Origin of the sequence: Novosphingobium beihaiense, from assembly GCF_022832375.1 — a bacterium.
GTDB classification, from domain to species: Bacteria; Pseudomonadota; Alphaproteobacteria; order Sphingomonadales; family Sphingomonadaceae; genus Novosphingobium; species Novosphingobium beihaiensis.
Genome location: NZ_JALHLG010000049.1, coordinates 13211 through 29951 on the forward strand (window position 1 = coordinate 13211; position 16741 = coordinate 29951).

Below are 16741 nucleotides of genomic sequence, written 5' to 3' on the forward strand. Positions count from 1 at the left end.
GCCCTTTGCAAAGCGCCTCCCACCACCCCGAAATTCACATTAATACTTGAATTATAATCATTTTTTGAATTTGGCACGCCCCCTGCTGAACAGCCCCCAATCGTTCACCAAACGCTGGAGGTCATCATGTTCAAGTCATTCGAAGAAAGCGCGCTTCCGATTTCTTCCGAATCTCTTCTGCGGCGGCCTTGGGTCAGGAAGACCTTCGCCAAGACGGAACTGTTCGGATTTTCGCTGGTCAATGCAGGCATGGCCGATGTCGCCGATGCCATTATCGCCGATGCGGCATCCGGCCGGCGCCAGACGATCAATTTCGTAAACGCCCATTGCGTGAACACCGCTCGCCGGGACAGCGCCTATGCCGCCACGCTGCACGGCAGTTCCATGCTCCTGCCCGACGGCTCGGGTATGCGCATAGCCGCCAGGCTGGCCGATCGCGCCATGGGAGACAATCTCAACGGCACCGACCTGTTCCCCGAGCTGTGCGCCCGCGCGGCAAGGACCGGCGAATCCATCTATCTGCTGGGCGGCTCGCCGGGAACGGCAGCGGCGGCAGCGGCGGAAATGCAGCGCCGCTATCCCGGCCTCAACGTCGCCGGAACGCAGCACGGCTTCTTCAGCCCATCGGAAGAAGCCGCCGTGATCGACCAGATCAACCGGACCCGACCCGCGCTGCTGTTCGTCGGCTTCGGCGTGCCGCTGCAGGAGAAGTGGATTGCGCGCAACCGCTCCGTCCTGAAGGCCGCCGTTGTCCTCGGCGTCGGCGGGCTGTTCGATTACTATTCGGGCAATGTGCAGCGTGCGCCGCTGCTGCTGCGCAAGGCGGGCTGCGAATGGCTTTGGCGCCTGATGCAGGAGCCGCGCCGGCTGGCCAGCCGCTACCTTCTCGGCAATGCCGTCTTCCTCGCCCATGCCGCCCGGCACGCCGTTGCGGCGCGCGGCTTCGGCGATGCGGCCTATGCCGGGGCCAAGCGGATCATGGATTTCACGCTGGCGCTGGCCGCGCTGCTGATCCTCTCCCCGCTGCTGCTAGGCATTGTCTATGCGATCCGGCGCGAGGACGGCGGCCCCGCCCTGTTTCGCCAGCGCCGCATCGGCAATGCGGGCAAGCCCTTCACGATGCTCAAGTTCCGTTCGATGGTCACCGATGCCGAAAAGCGGCGGGCCGCCCTGCTCAGCCAGAGCGAGCGCGATTCCACCTGCTTCAAGATGAAGCGCGATCCGCGCGTGACCCGCATCGGCGCCCTGCTGCGCAAGACCTCGCTCGACGAACTGCCGCAGCTCATCAATGTCCTGCGCGGCGAGATGTCGATCGTCGGCCCCCGCCCGGCCCTGCCCGAGGAAGTCGTCTCTTACGCCGGCACCAACTGGAAGCGCCTGACGGGCAAGCCGGGCATCACCTGCACCTGGCAGGTCTCCGGCCGCGCCGAGATCCCGTTCGAACGACAGGTTGAAATGGATATCGACTATCTGGGCCGCAAAAGCCTGTTCAACGATATCATGCTCATGCTGCGCACCGTTCCGGCGGTCGTGACCAGCCGGGGCGCCTATTGACCGGCCCTATAGACGGGCAGGCCCGGGCTATGCCCGGCCCAGTCCCAGCTCCTCGAAAAGCTCGCGGCTCCGTTCGATCACGGCCGCGAGCTTTTCTTTCAGTTGCGGCAGCAGGCCCGCCATGCCGCCCGGCGCGGTCTCGCGAAACGCCACGATCGCCTCGAACAGGCCGTTCGCCCCCATATTGCCCGCCACGCCTTTAAGGCTGTGCGATACATGTTCGGCCCGCTCCCGGTCCCCCTTGCTCACCGCCTGTTCCAGCTCGGCGCCAAGCTGCTCCAGATCGGAAATGGCCGCGGCCAGCAGCATCTGGCGCCGGGGAACCGGCAACGGCAGGAAGATGGCGGCAAAGGTCTTCGGATCGATGACCGCCTCGCCCACCGGTCCAGCTTGTCCCGCCAGCCCAGTTTGATTCGCCAGCCCAGTTTGTTTCGCCAGCCCCGGGGGCTGCGTATGGCCGGTCTCCGGCGCCGGATCGGCCGACCCCATCAAGCCGCGCAGAGTCTCGAACAGCTGGCGCCGGTCGACCGGCTTGGAAAGCGCGGCGGTCAAGCCGTAGGCCAGCAATTCGCGCAGCTCGTCCCTGTCGATATGCGCCGTCACCGCGATCACCGGAAGCCCCGTCAAGCGCTCGCTGGCGCGCGCGCGGATTTCCCGGGTGGCCTCTATCCCCGACATGCGCGGCATGCGGATATCCATGAGCACCGCATCGAAATCCCCCGAAAGGGCCATCGGAACCGCCTCATCGCCGTCCGTCGCGGCGCCATAGTCGCAGCCGAAGGTTTTCAGCATACCTTCCAGCACCAGACGGTTTATCTCCACGTCATCGACGACGAGTATGCGCGGGCGCCGCCCGGCGATCTGCAAGCGCATGTCTTCGCGCGACGCATCGTCCGGCCTTTCGGATTCCGGCGCGGTTTCTTCTACCGCATCCAGATGCAGTTCGAAGGCCGCAGGCCATACGAAAAGCTCAGCTTCTATGGAGTCCGACAGGCGCTGAAGCAGCAGATTGTCATCGTCATCTATGGCCCTTGTCTCCAAAGCCTCGACACGGATGACCAAGGCGCCGGCATCGCGCAGCAGGCGGATGCTCACCGCTCCGGGCTGGCTGGCGCAGCGCTCGATGAACGCATCGATCAGCTGGCGCAGCCGCACCGGGTCTGTCCAGATCCCGTCCGGCACGTCCGCCGCCATATGCAATTGCAGCCGCTCGCCGGTCTCAGGACTGCCCAGCCGCCAGAACTGCACCAGGCTTTCCAGCGTGCGGCGCACCGGCACGAATTCGGGCGTGAACGGCAGTCCCCCGCCTGCCGCCCGGGCCGTCGCGATCATCGTATCGAGCTGCTGGTGAAGCTGCTTCGCGGCTTCGCGCGCGGCGGACAGTTGCTCGCGCTGCTCCGCGGTCAAACCGCTTTGCGTCAACAGATCGAACATGCCCAAAATGCCGTTGAGCGGGGTGCGGATATCGTGGCTCATCAAGGCCAGAAACCGGCTCTTGGTCCGGTGAGCCTGCTCCGCCTCGGCCTGGCTGGCGGCCAGTTCGCGGCTGAGCCGGGTCAATTGCCGGACGCGCCGGTCGGCGATCAGTTGCAGCGCCTTGACCCGCCTTTCCGAAGCGCGCTGTTCGGTAATGTCCTGCACGGTTCCGAACAGGGAGCGGAAATGCCCTTCGGCGTCATCCTCGCGCTGAAGCGTCCAGCGCAGCCAGCGGACCGTGCCGTCCCGGCGCAATATGCGATGCTCGTAAGAAAGATCGGTGCCGGACGGGCTGTCCTGAAAGAAGGACTGCCGGTATTGCATCATCCGCTGCCGGTCCAGCGGATGCACGCAGGCATGAATGCTTTCCTCGGTAAGCCGCGTGCCGGGATCGAAGCCCAGCAGGCGGGCGAATTCGGGCGAAATGTACGTTTGGCCCGAAAGATCCTGGTGCAGCGTTGCGATCTTTGCCGTCCGCTGCGCCCGCAGCAGGTGGCGGTTCCCTTCCTCCAGGCGTTTTTGCAGCTCGGCTTCGCGGGCGGAGAGTTTCTCGTTCGCCGAGACCAGTTCGCGGCTCCGCCGCTCCAGCACCGCCTCGGCCTCCTCGCGCGCGGCCTGCTCACGCAGCAGCCGCCGCTTGAGAAGGGCCGGATCGTCCGGCAGAGAAGGCCCGCCGCTCCGGCTCACGAGACGCCGTGCTCCTGACCGCTCAGGCCCAGCAGAAAATCCGCCAGCCAAGCGCCATTTCCGGCGTCCAGCTTATCGGCCAATCGCAGCGCGAAACGACAGCAGCGGGCCAATCCTTCGTCCGGCTCCTGCGCCGCGGCTTCGCACAGCCGGGCCAGCGCCTCGCGGGCCAGATCGTCCTGCCCTTCGCGAAATGCCCGGGCAGCCTGCGCCACTTGCCGGTCCAGCGCCGCATCGCCCGTGACCGCCCGCATGGGAGGCAGCTTGGCCCGCCCTTCCAGCAAAGGCGCCAGCGCGGCGAGCGCGGCGGCACGTCCGAACGGTTTCTCGATCACGGTATCCATACCGGCCGCCTCCATGTTTTCATGGCTTTGCGACAGGGAATAGGCCGTGCAGCCGATGATGGGAACGCCGCACCAGGGCGGGGGCAGCATCCGGATCAGTTCCGCCGCCTCGATCCCGTTCAACAGCGGCATGGAACCGTCCATCAGGATGGCGTCGATACCGCCTTCGCAGAACCGCTGCACCCCTTCGAAGCCATTGGCCACGGTACAGACCTCCACCCCGAGCGCCTGGAGATGGGCTTCGGCCACCAGCCTGTTCGTCTCCACATCGTCCGCCACGAGAACGGCAGGCGTTTCCCCGCCCGCCAACGCCAACCCCGCCGATGCCAACCCCGTCTGCGCTTCTGCCGCCGCTTCGGGCGGCTTGCGTCCGGGCGCGGTGCGTTCGAGCGGCAGCCGCACCCAGAACGTACTTCCCGCGCCGGGCTGGCTGTCCGCGCCGATCGTGCCGCCCATGGCTTCGGCAAGGCGCTTGCAGATCGCCAGCCCCAGCCCCGATCCGCCGAATTCGCGCGTGATCGACGCATCCGCCTGCCGGAACGGGGTGAACAGCTCTTTCAGCTTCTCCCGGGCAATGCCGGTCCCGGTGTCCGTCACCTGGATGAGAAAGCCCGCCGCACCTTCATCGCGGATGTCCACCTGAACCCGCCCGGCCTGCGTGAACTTGATGGCATTGCTGAGGAAGTTGGACAGGATCTGCTGCACCCGCACGGGATCGCCCAGGACCGGCATGCCCCCTGCCACCTGGCATTCGAGAGCGAGCCGTTTCTCGTCCGCGCTGGGATGGAACAAGTCCGCTGCCGAAGCGGCCACTTCGGCAAGATCGAAGGGAATATGTTCCAGCGTCAGTTCGCCGCTTTCGATCTTGGTGTGATCGAGCACATCGTTGAGCACGGTCAGCAGGGTTCGGGAGGCCCCCTCCACCGAGGCCAGCGCCCGCTGCCTGCGTTCGCTGTCGGCTTCCTCCCGCAGCATTTCCAGCATTCCGATAATGCCGGTCAACGGGGTGCGGATTTCGTGGCTCATGGTGGCGAGCAGCATCATGTGGGCTTCGGCGGCAGCGGTCGCATCGTCGCGGGCCTTGATCAGGCTGCGGCTGGCTTCGGTCTCGGCCGTCACGTCCCGTATCACCCCGAACAGGGCAACCGCCTCGCCGTGCTCGCCGAGTTCCGGGCGGCCCTTCACGTCCACCGTGCGAAAGACACCGTCGGGGCGGCGGATGGTCGCGCGGAAAGCGTAATCCCGCTTGTTGCGGATGGCATCGTCCAGCGCCTCTTCCACCCGCGCCCGGTCTTCGGGAACAAGGAAGGCAAGGGCCTTTTCGAACACCACTCCCGAACCGATGGGCAGGCCGTGAATCCGGAAAACCCCGTCCGACCAGTGCATCCGGTGCGTCGCAACGTCGAGCCGCCAATGGCCGATCAGGGCGGTTTGCTCGGCCAGATCCTGCAATCTTTCCCGCAGGATCCTGTCATGCGCCTGATCGGCGTGCTGCAACATGACGGCAAATCGCGGCGCGTCCCCCCCGCCCCCATCGTCCCCGCCAAAAGCGCAGATTTCCAGCGCGACCGCCAGCTGCTTGCCATGCGCCCCGGTCCGCATCCGGCTATCCGAACAGGGGCCGGAGCGGGTGCACCGGGCCAGTTCGCGCAAGGGATCGTCCGCCTCTGTAGCGCTCGGGATCAGGTCTGCCAGAACGGCATTCAGGGCCGCGCCTCTTCCCGCCCCGGTCAGCGCGGCGGCATCCTCGCTCCATTGCCGGACCCTGCCGTCCCCATCTAGAACAACAAGCGCTGCCTTATCGAAACCGCCCAGTATCATGTATCGCCAGCATCAATATTCAGCAAAACATGCATGACCATAGATTACATGCCAACAGATTATTGTAAAAGCGCCGCCTCGCACACAAGATCATTCCACGATCAGGCCCGCCCGGAACCTCGATTCTTGAGGAAATCTCTCGTTCAAGGGACAGGGCAGACCGGCGCCATCCTGACCCGCCCGGGTATCACACCCTTTGCTGCAGCGAGTCCCAGATGTCCCGAAGCCTGCTGGACAGCGTCATGGGATCGAACGGCTTAGGAATAACGTCGCTGGCACCGGCTTCGCGGTAGGCCTGCTGTTCGTGCGCCTGAACCCGCGCGCTCATGAATACCACGGGAAGGCTCGCGCCTTCGGGCAATTCGCGCAGATGCCTCAAGGTTTCCAGACCGTCCATTCCCGGCATCATCATATCAAGCAGCACCAGATCGGGCTTGAGGCGCCCGACTGTCTCCAGAGCCTCGTACCCGGACTCGCAATGCCGGACGGAAAGGCCGCCGATATCCACCATCGCCATCACCGCAAGTTCCGCGATGATAGGATCATCCTCGACATAAAGTATCTGATTCAAACCGCTTTGCATGGATCGCTTTCCGGTTGCGCAAGTGAGGAGACGATAGGCAGTGTGATAATGAAAGTGCTGCCTTCCCCTTCCGTGCTGTCAAAATGGATCGTGCCGTCAAAAGCTGCAATGATCGATTGGGAGATATTCAGCCCCAGACCCGAGCCTCCCGCCGATCTTCGCGACGAACTGTCCGCCTGTGCAAAGCGCTGAAAGACCTTGCTGTGGAAGGAGGCGGGAATTCCTACCCCCTTGTCGATCACCGACACGGCGACCTTATCGGTACCGCTCATGGCCAGATCGACAAGGACCCTTCCCCCGGCAGGCGAGAACTTTGCCGCATTGGCAAGCAGATTGGCAAGGGCCTGACTGTAACGCGACGTATCGAGCCTGCAGAAGTAGGGCCGGTCCAGGCCGATGTGCACATCGAAATGAACCTGATGAGCTTCGGCAAGGCTGCGGTGATGATCGACAACCGCCGCGGTAAGCTCGGCGATATCAGCGTCCTCGAAAGTCAAATCCATCTTGCCCGCGGCGATTTTCTCCAGGTCCAGAATATCGTCAACCAGCCAGGACAGACGCTCGGCTCCTCCCAGGGACAGGTCGATCAGCCTTTGCGATTTCTCGTCGACTTTGCCCGATATGCGGTGCTGCAACATGCCCAGCGACGCCCGGATCGATGTCAGCGGCGTGCGCAACTCGTGATTGACCGTGGAGACGAATTCGTTCTGCATGATTTCGATCTGCCGCCGTTCGGTGATATCGCGAATGATGCCAATATACATCGGCTGGCCGGCATCGGGGCCGACCCGGCTGACAGAGACTTCCACGGGAAACAGCGAGCCGTCCTTGCGCCGGGCGTCCATCTCGCGGCTCTTCCCGGCAGCGGCATTCTGCCCCGGGGGCGCAGCAGTCCCCCCATAGGCACCGGCATCGATATGGGGGATCAGCACGGAGACATTCTGACCGACGGCTTCGCGCGAAGCATAGCCGAACAGCCTTTCCGAAGCCGGATTGAAGGTCAGCACAGTGCCATGGCCATCGAACGAGACAATTCCGTCCGCGGCATTGTCGATAATGGCCCTCATCCGCGCCCCGTATTCATTGCGGGCATGGACGAGCTTCGAAAACGCCCTTGCCAGCTTGCCCGCCTCATCCTTGCGCTCCACCGGCAGATCGGGCTCGGCACCTTCTTTCACCGAGTTTTCGATCTTGCGGGTCATGGCGCTGAGCGGCGCGGTCATCCGGCTCGCCAGGTACATCGTGGCCAGCACGGCCAGAACGATGATAAGCACGGTCAGCGTCAGACCTTCGCGCAGCGTCCTTTGCGCGGGAGCGTAGACGGCATCGCGCGGCACGCTGACGCTGACGACGACATACCGCCCGCCTGCGCCTTGCGAAATCGGCACGCGCACCGAATACGTCAAGGCCGCCGCACCGACCGAGGCCCATTCGGCCCGCGCCACACTGTGATGCTCCTTCAGAAAGGCGGGTGGATCGTAATCCGCATCACTATTGAGGTGGAGCCCGGAAATCCCCTTGCCGGATCCGTGGACGACATAGTCTCCCTCGCTATTGCTGATTATAACATCGCGCTTTATTTCATAGTCATCGAAATAATCGCCCAGCAGCTTTTCATAATTTGCATTAATGGCGACCACCCCGAAAAGCGAGCCATTCTGATCGAATACCGGAACGACAGCGCGGATCGTAGGGATGCGTTCGGCATCCACCTTGCCGAATTCCCGGTTGTAAGTCACATCGGAAAGGTAGATCGCGCCCGGTTTCAGAGCCAGCGCCCGCTGGAAGTACGGCTCCTGTCCTTTTCGCTGGAGCCCGCCTTCAGGAACCGGAACGATCCGGTCTGCCGTCCGGTTGACCCGCACCAGTTCGCGCCCGCCGTCGGCAACGCCGATGAACCTGATCTGGGTATAGCCCGGCCGCTCTTTAAGGAGCGCCGCGAAAGTCGTTTCCAGCCGCGAGCGCCACTGTTTCGTGGTGGCCCCATCGGCGGGGTCTACCCCATTGCCCCGGTCACTTCGCATGATGCCCTGGATCGAGGGCGTTCGGGAAAGGACGAGAGTATCGTTGCGCAGGGCCGAATAGGTGCCTTTGACCTGCTGCGCGATCAGCCGCGCCTCATGCGCCACATTGTCTTCGGCGAATTGCTGGACGAGATCCCGGGCCCGCATGGACGCCGCCACGCCCATGATCGTTGCAGTAACGAACGAAAGACAAACAGAAAGAACCAGAATCTTGCCGCGTAAATCTTGCGGAAACAGCAAATGCCATGCGAACGGAAGAAATTTCGCCATAGCCCCACACTTACCGGCTCTGCCCAGACCTCACCCAATAGACCGGTTTTTCCGGCACAGAAGCCTTTATTATCGCACCTGCGTTTAAGATATGGTTAAATAGCAAGTAACGCGTCCACACAAGAGTTTGGCCTGCGCAAGCCACAAAGGCTGCCTCTTGCCGAACCCGGAGTCCGTTTGGAAATTCGCCGGAAGCGAATTTCGCGGCACCAGCCCACACCGAAAATGCCCGAACGGGCATTTTCAAACAGACTCTCACAAATATCGAAGTGCGATTCTGCAGGCAACGGCTGGACCGGGCAAAACCTCGGAACAAAAAAGTAAAAGATATATAACGCCCTTATTTATCCTCATGATCCTGTGAACAAAATCTTCACCACCTTCGCTGCAACGAAACGAAAATTGATATATTGGAAGAACAGGCCCCGCATTGGCTTGGAGAGGTGAGATTGTGAATACTCCGACTATACCATCTTCACTCACCCGCGTTGCAGAGCGGTTCGCCGCGCGATTGCCTTCGAAGATTTCGCTCATGGAAGAAGCGGCGTCGGCTTTGACGGGAAATGTGCAGGCAGACGATGTCGCAACGATCGAAAGAGCCCTGCATGATATCGTGGGCGTCGCCTCCACGCTGGGCTTCGCGCCTCTGGGAGACGCGGCGCGGCGGGCTGAGGATATCGCGCGAACCTTGCGCAACGCCACGGCCGAAGACAGCGGCGCAAGCGTGGAGGCGCTGCAGGCCGGCATACAGGAACTGCGCAAGCTGCCCCCGCTTGGAGACGATGCATGACGTCTCGCTGGCGGCTGATGCCGCTGTCTGCGGCGGCAGGAACGATCCTGACCGCCGCCGCGCCCGCGACGAATGCCCCGGCGCAAACCGCCACTGTTCCGGCGGCCGCGCCGCAGGTTGTCACGCGCCGGATTAGTCTGACAGAACTGGGCTTTACCGATGGCATAGAGATGCCGGGGCTGAGCGGCAGCCGGGATATCTTCTTTCCGCTGCCCCGCGCGGAAGACGTCGAAGGGCTGCGGCTGCAGTTGCCCTACCGCTCCGGCTCGGCGTTCGAAAGCCGCAGAAGTCTGGACATCGAAATCAACGGCCAGCCGCAGCTTTCGATTGCGCTTTCCGGGGACCGCCAGAACGGCGTGATCGACATTCCCGTCGCCCCCGGCATGATCCGCAACGGATATCTGGCGCTGCGGCTGCGCTATGGCGGCGCGATCACCGAAGACCGCTGCGTCGATCAGCGCATTTCGGGCGCCTATCTCTCGTTCGCCCCCGAAGGCACGCTCATCGCCGGGCTGAAGCCCGGCGCGCTGGCAACGGTTGCCAAAGTGGCCGCGATCATGCCGCGAACCGGGGCGATTCACCTGCCCGATCAGGCTTCGGAAAATCAGGCCGCCGCCGCTTTGACGCTGGCCGCCGGCACCGGCTTCACGATCACCCCGCCGCCCGCCTCCGCTCAGCCCATCGGCAACTGGACGCAAGGCTGGATCGGCCTTGGCGGCGCGAAGGCCCCTTCCCTCGCGGTCGCCGCCAATGGCACCGTTCCCGGCATTCGCATCGGTGGCACGGACCCGGCCGCTGCGGCTCGGCTCTTCGCCAGCCGCTGGAAAGCGCTGGCCGCCACGCCGGATATCGGCAAGGGCCTGCGCCAGGCGGCAAACACGCCCGCAAGCATGCTGACCTTGACCGGCTTGGGCGCGGATCTGCCCATCCAGACGTTCTCCGATCGCGCCACCTGGACGGTTTCGCTGCCCGCTACCGCCCTGCCCGCGGGGCGGCGCTACGCCGGGCTGGCCATCGATCTGGCCGTTGCCGATGACGGAAGCGATACGCCCGCCATCGTCAGCGCCACGATGGACGGATTGCTGCTGGGCAGCACCCGCGGCGTGCGCGACGGTACCACGCATCTGGATGTGAACCTTCCCGAAGGGCTGGCAACGGCGCGCAACACTGTCGAAATCGCCGTAACCCGCCAGGTTCGCGCCGGAGACTGCGCTTACGCGCCGCAGGGCTATCCGGCGCAAGTGCTGCCATCGAGCCGGGCCCTTCTGGCAGATGCCCCCGAACCGGCGGACTTTCACGATCTGGCCCCGGCCTTTGCGGGCGGCGTAACCGTCGTGGTGCCCGGCCCGCAGCAGATCCCCGCGCTCCAGCCGCTGCTCTCCACGCTGCTGGGCAAGGCCACGCCGATTTCGGTATCCTACGGCAAGATACCGGAAAAAGGCCCGTTCGTGTTCCTTTCGAAAATGCCGCCGCCGGGCGCCACGCCTCTGGTGCGTTTCGATCAGGGGCGCGTGCGGATCGCCGCGGAAGGCGGCCGCACTTTGATCAGCAGCGATGCCATCGGCAGCCTTACCGTGGCCCAGCTGGTCGAGACCGGCGGGCGGCCTGCCCTGTGGGTCAGGCCGGGCAGCGGTTTTGCCGCTCTGGCAGACGCGGGAAGCGCGGCGGGGCTGGCGCGCGGCAATGTCGCCTTTCTCGACACCAGGGGCATCGACCTTGCGTTTTCGACCCTACGCGACGAACTGGTCGAAATCCGCTACCCGGACCAGACCAATCTGGCGCAATGGCTTCACCGTTACCGCCTCTGGCTGATTGGCCTGGGCTGGCTGCTGGTGAGCGCGGGCTTCATCTATCTGCTAAGGCGCATCTACAGCGCCCGCTCTTCCGCAGGATAGACCGTGTTTCAATTGACCGCGAGCGATAGCTGGACCGGCGATTTTCTTGCCGAACAAGGCCTTATCTCGCTCAAACAATTGAATGAAGCGAGCGATCTGGTCGGCGACTGGGGCTCGACGCTGCCCGATGTCCTGCTGGCGCGCAGCTGGATCGACGCGGACGTCTATTACACGACGCTGGCCTCGCGCTTCGGCATGGACTTCGTGCGGCTGGGCGATCAGCCGCTCGATCCCGCCCTGCTTTCGCCCGATCTCGTGGCCGACTACATGCGCGAATTGACAGTCCCCTGGCGGGAGCGCAACGGGCGCATGGTCGTGGCCACGGCCCGGCCCGGCCCGGAAGCCATCGTCTTCGTGCGCGAGAACTGGGGCCCTTCGGCAGAGATGGTCGTCACCTCGAAACGGGACATCCAGACGGCGATCCAGAAGGTCTTCTCCGAACATTTCACGCATGCGGCCGTTTTCGATCTGGCCGAGCAAGACCCGGTGATGTCCGCGCAAACGGTCTTCACCCCCGGGCAACTGTTCGTGGGCTGGGGCGGCATCACCGCAGCCGCTGCCGGGCTCGCCTTGTGGCCGGTTTTCACCCTGATCGCGCTCAATGTGCTGATGTCCATATTCTATCTGGGCAACTTCGTTTTCAAGGGCATCCTGATCTGGGCCGGCGGCACCCATCAGCACATCCGTAACCGCGAAATCGAATCCGCCGTGCGCATGCTGCGCGACGAGGATCTGCCGATCTACACCGTACTGGTCCCCATGTTCCGCGAGCCCGATGTGCTGCCGATCCTGGCGAACGCCTTGCGCAAGCTCGACTATCCGACCTCCAAACTCGACATCAAGATCGTTCTGGAGGAAGGCGACGACGAAACCATCGATGCCGCCGTCGCGCTCGGGCTGGAGGGGATCTTCGAGATTATCCGGGTGCCCCCCTCGCAGCCGCAGACCAAGCCCAAGGCCTGCAATTACGCGCTCAAGTTCGCCCGCGGCGAGTACCTCGTCATTTTCGACGCCGAGGACAAGCCCGAGCCCGATCAACTCAAGAAAGTGGTCGTCGCCTTTCAGCAGGGCGGCGATAAAGTCGGCTGCGTCCAATGCCGGCTGAACTATTACAACCGCGATGAAAACTGGCTCACGCGCCTGTTCACGCTGGATTACGCGCTGTGGTTCGATCTCATGCTGCCGGGGCTGGAAAAGCTCGGCGTGCCGATCCCGCTGGGCGGAACCTCCAACCACTTCCGGATCGACGTGCTGCGCGAACTGCGCGCCTGGGATCCCTTCAACGTGACCGAAGACGCGGACCTCGGCATCCGCATGACCCAGAAGGGCTATGGCGTGCGCCTGGTCGCCTCGACCACGTTCGAGGAAGCCAACGTCTCGCAATCGAACTGGGTCCGGCAGCGCTCGCGGTGGATCAAGGGCTATATGCAGACCTTCCTGGTCCATAGCCGCCGCCCGATCCATCTTTGGCGCTCGACCGGCGCGCTCGGCGTTCTGGGATTTGTCTTCTTCATCGGCGGCACGATGCTCTCCGGCCTGCTCAATCCCTTGTTCTGGGGGATTTTCGGCCTCTGGGCGGTGACGCGCACAACGGTCTTCAACGATCTCTTTCCGCCAGTCCTGCTCTATCTGTCACTGTTCAACCTGCTGGCGGGCAACGGCCTGTTCATGTTCCTGATGATGCTGGCGCCGTTCCGCCGCAACTGGCTGGAACTCACGCCCTTCAGCCTGACCGTGATCTGGTACTGGGTGCTGATGTCGATTGCCGCCTGGAAAGGCGCCTGGCAGCTCGTCACCCGGCCCTTCTATTGGGAAAAGACCCACCACGGGCTTTCCAGGCATACCGCCGGGGAAGTGGCGCAGGCGGTGCGGGAACAGCAGGCGCAGGCATGAAAAGGCCCGCGTTCCTGATCCCGACCGTCTGGATCGCGGCGCTGACGGCCCTGCTGCTGGCCGCACTGCTGGAAGCGGCAAACCGCGGCTACGTTTCGACCAGCAACATGGACTTGTGGGGACGCACGCTGCTGGCCAGTTCCGGCGAGCTTTCGATCCAGAAAGTCGTGACCGCGTTTCCCCCGCTGCCCTATGCCACGGTGCTGGCGATCCATGGCGCGGTTCCCGGCCTGGACTTTGCCGCGCCGCAATTGCTCAGCGCGCTGATCGCCTCGCTGCTCGTGTGGGGCTGGTACAGAACGCTGCGCGAGAGCGGGTTCTCGCTCCGGCCCGCGATCCTTGCCGTCCTGCTGCTGGCGGGCTCTCCGCTCTACCTTCGCGCGGTGGCCGAAGGGCCCGGCTTCATGATGCTGCTGGCCGGGTTCTGGCTGTTCGCGCTCGGCATGTTCCAGTTGCGGCGCGGGCACCGCGTCAACGACATCATTCTGGTGTCGACAGGACTGGTGATCACGGGCTTCTCCCACCCTTTCGGCCTGATGCTCGTGCTGGGCGTGTTGCCGTTTCTGGCCCTTGCCGCGCCGCCCGACCGGCTGAGGACGGCCACGCTCGCGGTTCTCCTTGTGCTGCTGTTTCCGCTGATATTTGCCCTTGCATCCTTCATCTACGTGAACTGGGTCTTCGCCGGAGACGGATTTTACTTCCTCAGCCACCTTAGCCGCGAGACGGCCGGGCTCGGCTCGAGCAACGTGCTGTTCTTCGATGCCGGCCAGATGCCCGGCGGGATTGTCCCGCCGCTGATCGCCGCGATGGGCGTATTCGCGGTCAGCCCGATCGCGATATCGATGTTCGTGCTGACCGCCCGCCTGCCGCCGCTCAGGCTCGCCGCGGCAGGCCTGATCGGTCATCTCGTCTGCACCATGTTTCTGGCCTATATGTTCGGCCTGCTGCCCCCCATAGCCGCGGCAGCCAGCCTTGGCCTGCCGCTTGCCGCCGCCACCAGCGCGCGCTGGCCCCAGCCCCGGCCGCACCGCTCGGGCGTGATCATCATGCTGCTGGCAGGCTTCATCGGTTCCTGGCTCATCGCGGCCACGGATCCGGCCTCCGAGACGGTGCGCTGGCGCGCGGCGCTTACCGGGGCGCCCGTCCCTTCAACGGATCCGGAGCTGGACGCCCTGGCTGCGCATACACAACACAAGGATTCTGTCTTGTTCGATGCCGAAGCCGCTCCCGCGGTCATTGCCCTGCGCGGCAATGCACAGGGCATATGGAGCGCCGATACGACGCAATTCCGGATCGCCGCGCTGAGCAAGACCATCGATGCGCGCATGATCGTGGTGCGCAATCCGCATTCCGCGCTGGGCGGCGGCCGGGTGGCACGCAATTTCCCGCGCCTCTATGACGAAGGCCATCCCGGATATCATCGCCTGTTCGACAGCGGCCGGTGGCGCATATACGTGGCGAGCGAGGGAGAGCGCCAATGATACCAGGAACCTCTCCGGCGCGCATCCTCATCGTGGACGATTCCGAGGATTCCGCCGACATCACCGCAGCCTTTCTGGAGGAAGGCGGCTTTTCCCGAATCAGTTTCGCCCGCTCGGCGGCCGAAGCTTTCGATCTGATCGGGCTGGGCCAAGAGGAACACGCCGCCGGTCCGTTCGATCTCATCATCATGGATATCATGATGCCCGAAGTCGACGGGATCGAAGCCTGCGCCCGCCTGCGGCTGCATGAAGCGGGGCGTTATGTGCCGATCCTGATGCTGTCCGCCGCGCGGGAGATCCAGGCGCTCAACCAGGCCTTTGTCGCCGGCGCCAACGACTTCGTCGCCAAGCCGGTCACTCAGATCGATCTGCTGGCCCGCGTGCGCACCCTGCTGCGTTTCGGCAGGGAACAGGACCGCCGCCTGATGCGCGAGGCCGAAGTGGCACAGCGCAACGCCGCCATGCAAAAGGGCGCGCTGGGCGATGCCATGGTCGACCCGGTAACGCATCTTGCGCGCGGTATGATGGTGGAAATGTCCCTGCGCAACTGCCGGGAAACCAACCGCCCCGCTGCCCTCGCTCTGATACAGATCGACGAATATGAACGCTATGAGGCTTTTCGCGGCACGGAAGAGACACGCCGTCTGCTGCGGACGGTCGCGACCATGCTGGCCCGCACTCCGGCACCAATGGCCGCAATAGCGTTCTATTACGGGGGCGGCAGCTTCATCATCGTGGATCCGGGCGCGGACTCGGACGAGGCCCTCTGCGAAAGTGCCGGAACAATCACGGAAACCGTGAAAGCAGCCGCCCTCCCGCATGGCAATGCCCTGGCAGGCGCCATGGTTTCCCTGTCCGCGCTGACGGCCTGGGGAGAAGGCGACCAGCTCGCAGCGCTGACAGGCCAGACTTTGGCCAGAATGACTTACGAACAAAAAGCGAGAGGCTTGTATGTGGAAGAAGGGTAAACCGCGCCACCTTTTGGCAGCCGCGATTGCGGCATTGGGCCTTGCCGCCGGCGCGCCCGCGTTCGCGCAGACGGATCTGCCGGAAGCGGCCATCCCCGCGGACGGGAAAGGGCACGGCCAGATAATCGCCACGTTCTATTATTCGAACAGCGACAAGGGCTTTGACCGCAACGGCAAGACCATCGACATCGCCGACTACCAGAAGCTGGAGCTCTATCTGCTGGCGGAATACAACGTCACCGACAAGCTGACGCTTGTTGCCACGCCCAGCCTGCGCGACATCTCGGTGGAAGGCAGCGGCAACGACACCCGCGGGCTCGGTTACACAGAGCTGGGCGCCCGCTACCGGCTTGTCCAGGGCAATGGCTGGTCGCTGTCCGCGCAAGGCACGGCCCGCATTCCCGGCGATACCCGGCGGGATTCGCTGGCGCAGGCGGGCAGCACGAATATGGAATACGATCTGCGGCTACGCGGCACATACGGCTTTGCGGTGGGCCGGGGCAGCGGCTTTGTCGATGTACAAGGCGCCTACCGGCTGCGGGATGGCGCGCCGCCCAACGAATACCATGCCGACGTGACAGCGGGCTACCGCCCGGTGCCCGACCTGCTCCTGATGGCGCAATCGTTCAACACGTTCAGCGATGGTTCGGGGCGCGGCATCTTCGACCGCTACCGCTATCACAATATCCAGCTCAGCATCGTCAAGGACATCGCGCCGCAAGTCTCGCTGCAAGCGGGGTGGCTGGCGACGCTCGGCGGTGAGAATGCCCTTCGCGAACGCGGTGCGTTCGGCGGGGTCTGGATCAGGTTTTAGAGCCCTTTTCGACCGACCTGGATCGCCGTGACGGAGCCGATTTGGGCTCAGCGCAAGAAGCGAGGAGGGAGCAATGCTGAGGCATTGTGACCGATGAGCGACGCCGCGCTGGGCCCAAATCGGCCCGCCGCAGGGCGGTTG

General features: G+C 64.0%; 11 protein-coding genes. 7 read left to right on the forward strand and 4 right to left on the reverse strand.

Annotated elements, in window-relative coordinates:
• The first annotated feature begins 126 nt into the window (after positions 1-126).
• Positions 127-1554 (forward strand): WecB/TagA/CpsF family glycosyltransferase, encoded by a 1428-nt coding sequence (locus MTR66_RS18810; protein ID WP_243923819.1) that lies wholly within the window; start codon positions 127-129, stop codon positions 1552-1554.
• A gap of 27 nt (positions 1555-1581) precedes the next feature.
• Here MTR66_RS18810 and MTR66_RS18815 read toward each other — a convergent pair whose 3' ends face one another.
• The 4 genes from MTR66_RS18815 to MTR66_RS18830 form a co-directional block, all read right to left on the reverse strand.
• Positions 1582-3717, reverse strand: coding sequence for a response regulator (locus tag MTR66_RS18815; protein WP_243923821.1), 2136 nt, complete (start codon positions 3715-3717; stop codon positions 1582-1584).
• Positions 3714-5882, reverse strand: coding sequence for an ATP-binding protein (locus MTR66_RS18820; RefSeq protein ID WP_243923823.1), 2169 nt, complete (start codon positions 5880-5882; stop codon positions 3714-3716). The genes MTR66_RS18815 and MTR66_RS18820 overlap by 4 nt, the downstream gene beginning before the upstream one ends.
• A gap of 187 nt (positions 5883-6069) precedes the next feature.
• Positions 6070-6453, reverse strand: a complete 384-nt coding sequence (locus MTR66_RS18825) for a response regulator (protein WP_243923825.1) — start codon at positions 6451-6453, stop codon at positions 6070-6072.
• The gene (locus MTR66_RS18830) at positions 6450-8654 is read right to left on the reverse strand and encodes a sensor histidine kinase (RefSeq protein WP_243923827.1); all 2205 of its coding nucleotides are present in this window, start codon (positions 8652-8654) and stop codon (positions 6450-6452) included. Before MTR66_RS18830 ends, MTR66_RS18825 begins: the two co-directional genes overlap by 4 nt.
• 556 nt (positions 8655-9210) lie before the next feature.
• Here MTR66_RS18830 and MTR66_RS18835 point away from each other — a divergent pair.
• Genes MTR66_RS18835 through MTR66_RS18860 form a run of 6 tightly spaced genes read left to right on the forward strand, consistent with a single transcriptional unit; the run spans position 9211 to position 16600 of the window.
• The gene (locus MTR66_RS18835; protein ID WP_327194532.1) at positions 9211-9549 is read left to right on the forward strand and encodes an Hpt domain-containing protein; all 339 of its coding nucleotides are present in this window, start codon (positions 9211-9213) and stop codon (positions 9547-9549) included.
• Complete coding sequence (locus tag MTR66_RS18840; protein WP_243923833.1) at positions 9546-11444, forward strand: cellulose biosynthesis cyclic di-GMP-binding regulatory protein BcsB; 1899 nt, start codon at positions 9546-9548, stop codon at positions 11442-11444. The genes MTR66_RS18835 and MTR66_RS18840 overlap by 4 nt, the downstream gene beginning before the upstream one ends.
• Positions 11445-11447: 3 nt before the next feature.
• The gene (locus MTR66_RS18845; protein WP_243923834.1) at positions 11448-13337 is read left to right on the forward strand and encodes a glycosyltransferase family 2 protein; all 1890 of its coding nucleotides are present in this window, start codon (positions 11448-11450) and stop codon (positions 13335-13337) included.
• Positions 13334-14818, forward strand: coding sequence for a hypothetical protein (locus tag MTR66_RS18850; RefSeq protein WP_243923836.1), 1485 nt, complete (start codon positions 13334-13336; stop codon positions 14816-14818). The genes MTR66_RS18845 and MTR66_RS18850 overlap by 4 nt, the downstream gene beginning before the upstream one ends.
• Positions 14815-15786 (forward strand): response regulator, encoded by a 972-nt coding sequence (locus MTR66_RS18855; protein WP_243923838.1) that lies wholly within the window; start codon positions 14815-14817, stop codon positions 15784-15786. Before MTR66_RS18850 ends, MTR66_RS18855 begins: the two co-directional genes overlap by 4 nt.
• Before the next feature lie 13 nt (positions 15787-15799).
• A complete protein-coding gene (locus tag MTR66_RS18860) occupies positions 15800-16600 on the forward strand; it encodes a transporter (RefSeq protein ID WP_243923840.1) in 801 nt (266 codons plus the stop codon).
• Positions 16601-16741 lie beyond the last annotated feature (141 nt).